The following is an 11817-nucleotide window of genomic DNA, read 5'->3' as shown; positions in this document are numbered from 1 at the left end:
CACGATGTGTCACTATCCTATGGTCAAAACACAGCGGAGCCGGTGCTGCACCACGTAAATCTCACCGTGGCGAAGGGCGAACTAGTTCTAGTGTGTGGCGAATCAGGCTGCGGTAAGTCCAGCCTGCTACGCCTGATAAACGGCGTGGCGCACACGTTCTGCGACGCCCAGATTTCGGGGGAGGTGCTGCTGGACGACGAAGACATCACTCATGCCCACCCACACGACATCGCCGAACGCGTAGGCTCAGTGTTCCAAAACCCCAAGTCGCAATTTTTCACGCTGGAAGTAGCCAGCGAACTCGCCTTTGGCTGCGAAAACCTCGGCGTGGCGCCCAACGAGATTCGACAGCGTATTGGGGAACTTTCCGCAGATTTCGGCATGGTTCATCTCCTCGACCGGCACCTGTTCACACTTTCCGGCGGCCAGAAACAAAAAATAGCATGCGCTTCAGTGGCCGCGATGCACCCACAGGTACTACTACTAGACGAACCATCATCAAATCTCGACCTCGCCGCCGTCGATGAGCTGCGCCGCATCGTCGCGCAGTGGAAGACACAGGGCCGCACCGTCCTGATCGCTGAGCATCGGCTTTCCTACCTAGTTGACATCGTGGACCGAGTGCTGGTTATGCAGGACGGGCAGATCGCTCATGATCTCAGCGGCTCGGAGTTTCGCACCCTAGACAAGGCCGAACTGTACCGCATGGGCTTGCGCTCAGCGCAGCAGGTCCCCGAGGTGACCCGCGAGCCACGCCCTTCAAGTGGCACGATGGTGCTCAAAAAGCTACAGTTCACCTACCCCAAGGCTACAGAGCCATCCCTGAGCATCAGCCACACGGAGTTGCCGCAAGGGCAAGTCATCGGCGTGGTAGGACGCAACGGGGCCGGAAAATCTACCTTTGTGCGCGTTCTGACTGGCCTGGAATCTAAGGCCACCGGCGTGGTGGACATCAATAACCGCTCGCTCTCGGGTCCCCGGCAGCGCCTGCGCCAGTCCTATTTAGTAATGCAGGACGTAAACCACCAGCTTTTCGGGGAGAGCGTGGAGTCCGACGTAATCATCGGCACCAGTGGACCGGATGGGAAAAACGAAGCGCGCCTTACCGAGGTGCTTGGTGCACTTGATCTCGCGGACAAGCGGGCCCGGCACCCGATGTCGCTTTCGGGCGGCGAACGCCAGCGCGTGGCCATCGCCTCAGCAGTCCTAAGTGAGCGCGAGGTAATCGTCTTCGATGAACCCACCAGCGGGCTGGACCTGTGCCGCATGCACCGGGTGGCCCACCTGCTAGACGCCCTAGCCCGGCAGGGCAAGACCGTTTTGGTAGTAACCCATGACATGGAGCTGGTGGCGCGGTGCTGCGATCTTCTCCTGCGCGTGGAAAAAGGCCGCCTTACCGCCTGCGAACCGTGCGATGATCTCGCACTGGCGCGCACGGTGCGGTATCTACGCGGCCGCGACAGCTAGTCCCTACAGCTTCCAGCTGGTGGCGTCGCTCTTTTCACCCCAGAAGCTGCGGTAGCGTGGGGAACTCTCCATGAGTTCCTCGTGGTTGCCGATAGACTCCACGGTGCCGGAGGGACTCATCATCACAATCTGGTCCGCGTCGCGGATGGTGTGCAGCCGGTGCGCAATGACGACGGTGGTGCGCTCGGCAGAAAGCGTTTTCATACCGCGCATCACAAGGTGCTCATTCTGCACGTCTAGAGAGCTAGTCGCCTCATCAAGCAGCACGATCCGCGCGTCCTTCAGTAGCGCACGAGCGATGGAGACACGCTGACGCTCACCACCGGAGAGATTCTGCCCGCCCTCGCTAATCAGGGTGTCAAACCCCTGCGGCAGCTGCCGGGCAATCTCGGTGACACCGGCCAACTCCGCTGCGCGGAGCACCTCCTCCCGCGTTGCATTGTGGCAGCCCAGGCGGATGTTTTCATACAGTGTGTCCTCGAAGAGGTACACGTATTGGAACACCATAGCCAGCGAATCCAACACCGCCCGGGAGCCAAGATCGCGAATATCCACACCACCGATACGGATGGTCCCCTGGTCAACGTCATAGAAGCGTGCCGCAAGTTTTAGCAAGGTGCTCTTGCCGCAGCCGCTGGGACCCACCAACGCAGTAGTAGTTCCGGGCGCCACGCGGAAACTCACGTCGCGGACCACTGGGGTGTTGGGTTCGTAGCCAAAGCCCACCCCATCGAACTCGATGCCATAGTCGCGTGGCGCCGCCGGAACCGCAGGCTCCGGCAACACCCGCGCATCGAGGATCTTTTGGATCTCATCTAAGGTATTGCGCGCGGATTCCAAGCCCTCGCCGTAGGGTATGCCCGACATAGCAACGCGAGCCAGGATGAACACCAACACAATGACGCCAATGTAGGTGCCTGCTTCTAGCCAGTGGTTGAGAAGTAGCACGGTGGCCAGGGCATCAATGACCACGGTACCGACCATGATGATTAAAGCCAGACGACCCATGATCATCTCACCTGTCTTCTGGGTGTGCTGCTGGGCGCTAAGCTGCTCTCGAATCGAGGCGCGCACGGCGCGCTCCCCCAGCGAATCCGGCCCAGCCATGCGCAGCACCGGCTGCACCTGGGCGAACTCCAGCACCTCCGCGGCGCCGTGCTCGTTGCGCTCGCCCTTCTGGCGCTCTGCCACGCGGTACTGCCGCATTAGGCGGTTATAGGCGAACCACACCACGGCAGCCACTGCAACGGTAACCAGCCCCAGCCGCCAGTCCACGGCGATGAGAAACACGCAAGCCAAACCGGCCGAGGCAGCACCGTGCAGCATGGGCCGCAGCATCATTGCCGGCGCGTTAGCGGCAAACAGCGCACCGCTGGTGGCTACAACACCGATCTGGCCGGCGCGATCTTCTTCAAAATAGCCCAGGGGTAGCTGTGCCGTGCGATCGGCGATAAGCCGGTGGATGCGCAGCACGTAATCATGCCCCAGGTCCTGGGCAATAACCTCAGTGGGCCAGTCTGCGGCGGCGTAGACGAGGACGGAGATAATGATCCAGGGCAACCATGCTGCGGCCTGCGCGGGATCTTCGCTAAACAGCGTGTCCAAAAACAGTGCAATGAGGATAAGGCCAATGGCCAACGCCACCGCGGAAATCCCAATTAGCGTAAGGACCAGCACCAGACGGCGACGATCAGCCGGACTGCCCAGTGAATAGAGCGTGCGGATCATTATTTTTCCTCCCCTTGGATGCCCGCCTGCGCGGTTTGGTAGCGTGCCCACATCGTGGCGTAGCCCTTGCCTGCCGCCACTAACTCTTCGTGAGTGCCTGCTTCGGTGACCTCACCGTTTTCCAGCATGAGGATCCGGTCAGCGCCGGTGATCGTGTGGAGCCGGTGTGCGATAACTACTAGCGTGCGCCCGGCCACCAGCTCGGTAATGGCCCGCTGGATCGCGGCCTCGGAGTCCGGATCCGCAAAAGCGGTGGCCTCATCCAACACGAGGATCGGCGCGTCGAGCAAGATGGACCGGGCAATAGCCAGCCGCTGCTGCTCGCCACCGGAAAGCTGCGCGTCCTCTCCCACCACCGAGTCGTAGCCGCGCGGCAGATGGGTAATGCGCTCATGAATCTGGGCGGCGCGGGCGGCGCGAACCACGTCTGCGTCGGTGGCCTCCGGGTGAGCGAGGCGAATGTTATCCCGCACGCTCATCCGCATAAGGTAAGGGTCCTGGAAGACGAACCCTACCCTACGGTAGAGCTGGTCAGATCGGAGATCAGTACTAGGGACGCCACCAATGCGCACCGACCCCTCCGTGGGGTCTAATAGCCGGGGGATGAGCGCGGCTAACGTGGACTTCCCCGAGCCGGAAGGTCCCACCACCGCAGTGATGCTGCCGGCGGTAAGTTTTTGGTTAATGCCGGAAAGCACCGGGGTGTCCGGCACGTAGGAGAAGCTTAAATCTTTCAACTCAATTCCGGCGTTTGCAGGCTCCCTGCCGCCAGCAGCGGGCGGCAATACCGGGATGTTGAAGAACTCGGTGAGATCCGCCGCGGCAGCCTTCGCCTCCGAAAACATGATGTTAGTGCGCGAAAGCATAAGCAGAGGCGCGGCGATGTTGTTGATGAACAAAAACGCTGCCAGCACATCGGCCACTGGTACGCCCGCAGACGTGATGAGCCACGGGCTGGCCGCGGCTACCACCAGCAGGCCAAACCCGGTGGAGGTGAAGATCTTCATCAAAGCGGTGGGGTGTACGGTGGCGTGCAACCACTCGCGATAGAACCCACCAAAACTCCGGGAACGACTAAGGAAAATGCTCTCGTCGTAGCCTTCCGGAACAAACACCTTGATAACCGGGATGCCGCGCACCAACTCTACGACGGCGGCGTCTAGCTGCTTCTGGCTGGACTTAAATTTCTCCGCCTTTTCTTGAAACTCGCGCATCATAAACGGCATGGTGGCCACTGCCAACAGCAGTGGTACCAGGCCCAGCAGGCCTATCCGCCAGTCCACCACGAACATGTATCCCAGGCTCAATAGCGGTACGAGTACACCGGCCGAATAATCGTGCGGCGCGTGGGCGATGAGCTGGTGGATCTTGGTGACGTCGTCTTCGATGTAGGTTTTCACAGTCCCCGACGGTGTCCGCGTAAACCAAGACAGCGGGAGCCTACCCAGCTTGGTAATCTGCTGCTGGCGTAAGTGCTCGCCCAAAAGGCCGTCGGCCTGGTGGCTTACCTGGAGGCTCTTCACGGTTGCCTGTCCATGTAGGACGGTGGCCACCATGAGCGCCGCGACTAGCAGCCACAGCTTTGACGCATCTATCGGCTCTCCCTGGAAGGACAGCATTACGGTGCGCACCAGCTCAACCAGCACGATTACCGGCACCAGCGACAAAACCGCCGCCAGCACCGCCAATAGCAGCGACACCGTGATCTGCCGGTGGGCAGGTTGAGATATTTGCCTAAATGTAATGGGTGGTTTTTGTTCGGTCATCGGGGCCTCTTTACTCAACAGTCACAATCACGCATTGTTCCGCGCTAACCAGGCAGTGTTCCCAGTAATTCCCGCTAGAAAACCGGCAAGCAGGTCGAGGAACTCGGTTCCAGTATCGAGCGGGAAGAAATGCCCACCCGGCAGGACCTTCAGTTCAAAACTACCGCTGGTAAAATTTTCCCACCGGGAAAGCATCTCTGGGCTGACAGCTGGGTCGCTATCCCCCGCCAATGCCAGCACAGGAGAGCGAAGCACCGTGGTTGCATGGTGAAAGCCCTCGTGTAACACATAATCGCGACGAATGTCAGCGAGCAGCAGCTTCATCACATCATCATTGGCAAGGATCTCAGGTGGTGTGCCACCTACCTTCTCAAACTCCCTGCGCAGCGCACCGAACCCCATTGACGAGTGGTATTCCCCAGGCACGGTTTCTCCGGGCGCCTGCCGTGCGGCCACCACCACGGCTTCCGGTATAGTGGGCCGATGCATCTGCTGCAGGCAGGCAGCAACCTGGTAGGCCAGCGCTGCCCCCATGGAGTGGCCGTACAACGCAATCGGCGCGCCCGCCGCCAGATCTACTATCTCGGTTGCGCACATATCGGCGAGCTTGTCAAAGTCGCTTACCCATTTCTCTCGGCGACGGGTTGCCTTTCCGGGAAGCTCCACCGGCACCACGTCAATGCTTGGGTTGACCCCCACCCATCCACGATAGACGGAAGCGCTGCCTCCTGCGTGATGGAAGCAAAACAAGAGGGTTCCAGTGCGATGTCCGGCCACAAACGGAAAGACTCCCTCGCAGCTGATTTCTGTCATTTTTCGCCTTTCGCTAGGTCGGACTGATTAAGCACGATTTCTACTGCTGCGACGGTACCCGGGTCTGTGGCAAGCAACTCGGGCATCCTGCGGGCTGCGGAGTCGTATGCTCCACTTACCAAATCGGCAATTCCGGCGGCCAGGGACTGGGCACTCAGTTCGCCTCGCTGGGCGTCAATATAGTTCGGCCCGGCACCGTTTCGACAAACTGCGTTGGCATGGAAGTGTTGGTCACCACCGAATGCAACCGCAAGGCACGGCTTGCCGGCGCGCAGGATCGCCCCGGTGGTGCCCAGTGAGCCGTGGCAGATGCCTGCACGGCACCACGGAAGCACAGTCGCGAACGGGACCCGGGCGACGGTGAGGATTCCTTCTCTCACACCAGGCTCATGATCGGGATCGACGATTATCGCCCGCAGACCATGCTCGATGCACGCGTCTCGAGTCCATCGTTGAAGGTCATAAACGCGATCTGAGACCATACTCCCAAAGCTTGCCAGAACCGGGGCCGAGCCGGCAGCCACAAACTCCTCGACTGCTGGGTCTAGGGCGAGTTCACTGTGGTGCGGGTCAAGCCACTCGCCAGTGACGTGAATGTGGTTTTTCCATTCCGGCGCCGGCGGACTCAACGCGGGACTGAATTGGTAGATCGTGGTTGGTGGAGAGGAGAGCGCTCGCTGACGCAGCCCCAACCTACGGCGCCATGCCGCTATCACTGGGCGCATCGCCCAAGCCATCAGAGTATTGGACATCCAGTGGGTGACCAGAGCTCCGACAGAGCCGTCCAGTTTTCGCGGATCCACGAGGCTGTAACGGAGGCAGGGTTCGGTAGGGAAAACCTGCACCCGAACGCTGGGGACTCCGCGTGCAGCCCCTAACAACCGAGCAACTTCACTGAATTGGGTGTACATGACCACGTCAACGCCATCCATGGCATGCTCTAACACATCGAAAACGTGGGCGTCAGATATCATCTCACGGATACCTAAGACAGTGTCCATCATGCCTTTACTATCGCCCAAAAGGCGCTTCATTAACGCCCGGTAATCACCGGGTAACTCGATGTAGTCCACCCCGTTTGCACGAAAACTCCCGCCGAATTCGCTAAACCCAGCCAAAACAAACTGGTGGCCACGATCTCGAAGTGCGACACCAAGGTGCGCAAATGGCAGCATATCACCCTCAGAACCCAGGACGACCGCGAGAACTTTCACAGCCGTCTCAATCCGTAATCCAACTAGGCCACTCAGGAACCCAAGACTCCCCCATGAGCTTATCTTCCGGGCCAATATCACGAATGACTCGGCACGGATTACCGGCTGCGAGTACCATGGGCGGAATATCTCTTGTCACAACACTGCCAGCACCAATTACTGCACCATGCCCAATCGTGACACCCGCAGTTACCGTGCAATTGCCACCAAGCCACACATGGTCTTGTATGGTGATCGCACCCCCGGTACACACCATGTATTGCCGCTCTACGGGGTCTAAGGCGTGATTGCCAGCAAAGAAGGAACACCATGGACCAACCATGACCTCATTGCCAAATGTCACCGGGGCCATATCAAGTACCGTAGTTCCTCGATTGAAGGTCACGCCATCTCCGACCTTGATTTTCGAGCCATATTGGACATGAAATGGCAGGAAAACCATTAAGCGCTCCCCCAGTTCACCAAGCAGGTCTGCCATCACTGCCTGCTTCTCCGCTGTTTGAAGTGGACGAAGCTGGTTGAGATCGTGACACTTCTCCGCCGCCTCCATCATCTCGTAATAGAGATCCGGGTCCTCAATAGGGCGGAAGGGCTGACCGCAGAGAATCTTATCTTCGATTTGCTCTCGAGAATCCATGGATACTCCTTTGTGCTTGAGAGGCGCGAGCCACAATACGAATTACGGTCAGCCACGCGGTTTGACCCTGACTAGTCGGAATACCCAGATTCTTAGCTCACACTTGGTAGCTTACAGGCCTTCGACTTAATTGTCAAGCATGCCATGCCTAATTATGGTATGCTCAACTTTGCAGCAACCTGCAGCGTCGCCGCCGATCAGCCGACCTGTGCAGACCTCTCCTGCGGGGCGCTGTGCACGACCCGGTGCCGCTAGACATACATCATTTTCTAAGGATTAGTTGGCACTACCCCAGGCGCTTGCTCCGTGGACCACAATCCATCGTTCGCGGGCAATAATCGGTTTTCCTTCTGCGGTAGGAGAATCGGTGCGCCGTCTAATAGACCGTTGACGTATATCCAGGGATGAATCATGAAAGAAAACCCCACCACGGCAACCGCTAGCGGTGACCCCAGCGCCACCGCAGTCCCCTCAACCAGCGCCCACGCAAAAGGCCGCGACCTGGTGCTTGATGTCCAAGATCTGCGATGTAGCCTGGGAAAAGTCAAGAAGCGAACGGAAATCCTGCGCGGTGTGACCCTCGCCATTCCGCGCGGGGGCATCCTCGCCGTCCTAGGCGCCAATGGTGCCGGCAAGACAACCTTGGTCAATGTCCTTTCCACGCTGCTGCCCGCCACGGGCGGAACCGCCATCATCGATGGCCACAACTTAGCCACGGATCCTTCCAAGGTGCGCGCTTCCATCGCGCTGACCGGGCAATACGCCGCAGTGGATGAGGAGCTTACCGGCAAGGAAAACCTCATCTTCTTTGGCCGCCTGGCAGGGCTTAAAGCTAGCGATGCGAAGGCCCGCGCCGCGGAACTTCTTGAGCGCTTCGATCTGGTTGGCGCCGCCGACCGCCTGGTTTCGGCATACTCGGGCGGCATGCGCCGGCGGTTAGATATCGCCGCCTCCCTCACTGTCCCGCCCGCGCTGCTGTTCCTCGACGAGCCGACCACGGGCCTCGACCCCGCCGCGCGCAGCTCCGTGTGGGATACCGTCCGCGGGCTGGCGGCCGACGGCACCTCGATCCTGCTTACTACCCAATACCTGGAAGAAGCTGACCAGCTCGCAGACCGCGTCGCCGTGCTCGCCGGAGGCAAGGTGCTCGACGAAGGCACCCCCGCCGAGCTCAAGGACCGCTATGGCACCACGGTGTGCCTCATCACGATGTCTAGCCCGGACGATGCCGCACGCCTCACCCACACCTTGCAAGAACACCGCATCGACTGCCGCCAAGAGGACACCGTATTGCGCGTCGATGCGCCCGATGGCCACCGCACCCTAGTCCGGGCGCTGGCCTTGTGGGATGGCGACGACACCTCGGTCGCGGACGTCTCCTTGGTTCCGCCCTCCTTGGACGATGTCTACTTCGCTATCGCCGGGTCCGGCGACATCGCGCAGCAGGCTCCCCACACCGGTGGAGGCTCCCAGTGAACGCGCTCGGAGCAGTCGCTGCCTCGTGGCACCGCAATGTCCTGCGCACCGTCCGCAACAAGGCCGTAATGGTTTCCGCCGTGGCAATACCCAGCCTGTTCATGGTCATCTTTTACGCCACCTTCGCCAAGGCTTCGACGGAACTCGGCATCGATTACGCCGCCTTCCTCCTGCCCGCCGGCGTTATTCAGGCGATTGTGTTCGCCGCCGGGGGCTCCTCCTTGGCGATTACGCGTGACGCCGAAAACGGCATCCACGACCGCATCCGCGCCACCGGGACGCCCGCCTGGGCCACGGTCGTCGGCCGGCTGCTGGCAGATCTCACCCGCGCCGCGTGGTCGTGCAGCATCGTCGTCCTCACCACGATCCTGCTCGGTGCCCGCTACGCTGCCGGACCGGGTCGTATTATCCTTACCATCGCCCTTTTCGCCGCCCTCACCATCATCCTCTCCGCGTTTATCGATGGCTCCTGCCTGTTGGCCCCCAAGCCCACCTCGGCGTCCTTGCTCTTCCAAAACCTCGTGCTGGTCATGGTGATGTTCTCCACCGCATTCGTGCCTGCGGATGCGCTGCCCGGCGGCATTGGCCCCATCATCCGGCACGTACCGCTATCTCCCATCTTGGACACCGCCCGCAACCTACTAGGTGGCGCTGCCCTGGGGGCGCGCGGAGTCGAAGCACTGTGCTGGCTCATCGCCATGACCGTCGTTGGCGTATGGGGCTTTATCACCGCTTTCCAGGGGAGGAAACATGACTAACCACACCACCGCCACCGTGTCGCACGACACCACCTGGCTGTCCACTGTCGCCACGCATTTTGGAAGGCACCTGCGCGCCGCCCGCCGCGATAGCGCGGTAATTACCAATACCGTGGCTGGTCCCGTTTTGATGTTCCTGGTCATGCGGTGGCTGTTTGGCGACCTCATGGCGGCCTCGCAAGGCTCTGCCACGCTCGACGCGTTACCGCTTACCATCGCGCTCATCCTTTCCAGCGAACTGATGAATGGCACCTCCGCCGCCGCGCAGATAATTAAGGAACGCCAACGCGGTATCACCACCCGCATCGCGACCACGCGCTACGGCACCAGCCCGGAGATCTTCGGCCGCTGGTGTTTCGATTCCTTACGCAGCCTTATCTCCGGCTGCGCGGTGCTGCTGGCTTCCGTGGCTTCTGGCCTGCGTATTCACACGCTGGCCGGGTTTGGCTGGGTGCTGTTAGTCATCATCTTCGGCGCGGTGGTGGCCGCCTCGCTATCGGCCATGGTGGGCGCGATGTGCGCCACCCCGGAGGCCGCCATTGGCCCGGCCCCCATCATCATGGCGGCCATGGCACTTAACGGCGGCCTCGTGCCCGTGGAGCAATTCGCTGGTGTGGTTCAACCCATCGCCCGGTGGAATCCGCTTACCTTCGCCGCCCGCGCCGGCGCCGCCATCGACGGCACGCCAAGCGCCGAAATCCTTGCCACCGGCCAGCCCGGCACCGCAGTCTGGGCTTTCGTGGCCTGGATGGTAGCACTCACCGTAGTGCTGCTAGCCGCCGCAGCTGCGTTCCGCCGCCCCACCATGTCGTAAATAGCGCCGGTTAGCGCGACAGTGCTACTTGTCGCGCGGCGGCGTCCCCAGCGGCGCGGTAGCGCTACTTGCCGCGCAGGGCGCGCCGCCGCGATAAAGAGCTGCGAATCTTTACCCGCGGCCGCGCTAAGGCGGGTAGTGTCGCCGCCGGTTACCGGCAACCAGGCGGCCTCGCCCGGGGCTAGCTCCAGGTCGTTTACCGTGACCACACCAGAAGTAGCCAGGGCGATGGCCGGTCCGGGAAGCTGCGTGGAAACCGTGGTGCCGGCGGGCAAATCGTAGCGGGTCACCGCAAACTCCTGCACCGGCAGCGGGTACTCTACTACCGTCGCGGTGTTGGGCGCGGCATCGGCAACAGCGGCGCTCTCCGCGCCTGCACCATCGCCCAGGGAGGTGTTCCTATATAGTTTGTCAATTCCGTGGGTGAGTTTGTTGGGGGGGTGTGAAGGGTTTCTGCTTTTCCTTGTGGATGTTGTTTTCGGGCACGGTGAGGAGCCGATTGGGCTTGCTGTGCAATCGGCTTGAGGTGAGGGTCTGTTGGTTCTAGGCTGCTGCGGCCTCCTGGACTGTGGAGATGTCTCGGTAGAGCTCGCCGTTTCGCATCATGGCGAAGAGAACGTTGAGGCGCCGGCGTGCGAGTGCGACGACTGCGGCGTTGTGTCTTTTGCCTTCTTTGCGTTTTCGTTCATAGAATTGCCGGGAACGCTCGTGGAATCTGATCGATGCAAAAGACGATTGCCATAGGGCGTTCTTTAATTTTTTGTTGCCAGCCCGGTTAGGCGAATTCGACATGATAGACGTTCCTGACTGATTCGTCCGCGGTGATAGCCCTGCATAGGATGCTAGGTGCGCTGCATCGGGGAAGTCGGACATATCGCCAACAGTCATGAGGATCTGCGCTGCGCTACGCGGGCCGATACCAGGCATGGATAAAAGAATCTCGGTCTGCGGAATGTCCTGAATCAGCTTGAGTACCTGCGCTTCGATTTCTTTACGATGCTCGAGTTTGGTTAGTGCATCTGTGGCGGACATTGCTACGCCAAGTTCGGCGTATTCTGCGCCGGCAATGGATACGGTCTGTTCGTGGATGGCAGCAAGCATGGCATCGATGGGACCTGACCCCCTTTTGGTGGACACCTGATAT

Annotated in this window: 10 protein-coding genes; 4 read left to right on the top strand and 6 right to left on the bottom strand. The window is 60.4% G+C overall.

Annotated elements, in window-relative coordinates:
- The first annotated feature begins 6 nt into the window (after positions 1-6).
- A complete protein-coding gene (locus HMPREF2692_RS11665; protein WP_227917020.1) occupies positions 7-1467 on the top strand; it encodes an ABC transporter ATP-binding protein in 1461 nt (486 codons plus the stop codon).
- Between the two features lie 3 nt (positions 1468-1470).
- On the opposite strand, the gene HMPREF2692_RS11660 is transcribed toward HMPREF2692_RS11665, so the two are convergent.
- From HMPREF2692_RS11660 to HMPREF2692_RS11640, 5 genes are all read right to left on the bottom strand, one after another.
- The gene (locus tag HMPREF2692_RS11660; RefSeq protein ID WP_070455853.1) at positions 1471-3195 is read right to left on the bottom strand and encodes an ABC transporter ATP-binding protein; all 1725 of its coding nucleotides are present in this window, start codon (positions 3193-3195) and stop codon (positions 1471-1473) included.
- On the bottom strand, positions 3195-4895 hold the full coding sequence (locus HMPREF2692_RS11655; RefSeq protein ID WP_232751658.1) for an ABC transporter ATP-binding protein: 1701 nt from the start codon (positions 4893-4895) through the stop codon (positions 3195-3197). The genes HMPREF2692_RS11660 and HMPREF2692_RS11655 overlap by 1 nt, the downstream gene beginning before the upstream one ends.
- Before the next feature lie 93 nt (positions 4896-4988).
- The gene (locus HMPREF2692_RS11650; RefSeq protein WP_023018093.1) at positions 4989-5774 is read right to left on the bottom strand and encodes a thioesterase II family protein; all 786 of its coding nucleotides are present in this window, start codon (positions 5772-5774) and stop codon (positions 4989-4991) included.
- The gene (locus HMPREF2692_RS11645; protein WP_224784049.1) at positions 5771-6778 is read right to left on the bottom strand and encodes a glycosyltransferase; all 1008 of its coding nucleotides are present in this window, start codon (positions 6776-6778) and stop codon (positions 5771-5773) included. Before HMPREF2692_RS11645 ends, HMPREF2692_RS11650 begins: the two co-directional genes overlap by 4 nt.
- Before the next feature lie 217 nt (positions 6779-6995).
- Positions 6996-7625: a sugar O-acetyltransferase gene (locus HMPREF2692_RS11640; RefSeq protein ID WP_014303359.1), complete on the bottom strand. Its 630-nt coding sequence runs from the start codon at positions 7623-7625 to the stop codon at positions 6996-6998.
- A 411-nt stretch (positions 7626-8036) separates the two neighbouring features.
- Between HMPREF2692_RS11640 and HMPREF2692_RS11635 the strand changes: the two genes are divergently transcribed.
- Genes HMPREF2692_RS11635 through HMPREF2692_RS11625 form a run of 3 tightly spaced genes read left to right on the top strand, consistent with a single transcriptional unit; the run spans position 8037 to position 10673 of the window.
- Positions 8037-9101, top strand: a complete 1065-nt coding sequence (locus HMPREF2692_RS11635; protein WP_014303358.1) for an ATP-binding cassette domain-containing protein — start codon at positions 8037-8039, stop codon at positions 9099-9101.
- Positions 9098-9859, top strand: a complete 762-nt coding sequence (locus HMPREF2692_RS11630; protein ID WP_014303357.1) for an ABC transporter permease — start codon at positions 9098-9100, stop codon at positions 9857-9859. The genes HMPREF2692_RS11635 and HMPREF2692_RS11630 overlap by 4 nt, the downstream gene beginning before the upstream one ends.
- Positions 9852-10673, top strand: a complete 822-nt coding sequence (locus tag HMPREF2692_RS11625; protein WP_014303356.1) for an ABC transporter permease — start codon at positions 9852-9854, stop codon at positions 10671-10673. Before HMPREF2692_RS11630 ends, HMPREF2692_RS11625 begins: the two co-directional genes overlap by 8 nt.
- A gap of 543 nt (positions 10674-11216) precedes the next feature.
- On the opposite strand, the gene HMPREF2692_RS11620 is transcribed toward HMPREF2692_RS11625, so the two are convergent.
- Positions 11217-11817: transposase (locus tag HMPREF2692_RS11620; protein ID WP_141761330.1), on the bottom strand; the 601-nt coding region annotated here is incomplete at its 5' end.

Source organism: Corynebacterium sp. HMSC036D03, assembly GCF_001836185.1.
Taxonomy (GTDB): domain Bacteria; phylum Actinomycetota; class Actinomycetes; order Mycobacteriales; family Mycobacteriaceae; genus Corynebacterium; species Corynebacterium simulans.
This window is presented reverse-complemented; position numbering and strand designations above follow the sequence as displayed.

Excerpts from the sequence above, each read along its gene's own strand:
- HMPREF2692_RS11660 (WP_070455853.1), bottom strand. The coding sequence starts at position 3,195 with ATGATCCGCACGCTCTATTCACTGGGCAGTCCGGCTGATCGTCGCCGT.
- HMPREF2692_RS11650 (WP_023018093.1), bottom strand. The coding sequence starts at position 5,774 with ATGACAGAAATCAGCTGCGAGGGAGTCTTTCCGTTTGTGGCCGGACAT.
- HMPREF2692_RS11645 (WP_224784049.1), bottom strand. The coding sequence starts at position 6,778 with ATGATGGACACTGTCTTAGGTATCCGTGAGATGATATCTGACGCCCAC.
- HMPREF2692_RS11640 (WP_014303359.1), bottom strand. The coding sequence starts at position 7,625 with ATGGATTCTCGAGAGCAAATCGAAGATAAGATTCTCTGCGGTCAGCCC.
- HMPREF2692_RS11635 (WP_014303358.1), top strand. The coding sequence starts at position 8,037 with ATGAAAGAAAACCCCACCACGGCAACCGCTAGCGGTGACCCCAGCGCC.
- HMPREF2692_RS11625 (WP_014303356.1), top strand. The coding sequence starts at position 9,852 with ATGACTAACCACACCACCGCCACCGTGTCGCACGACACCACCTGGCTG.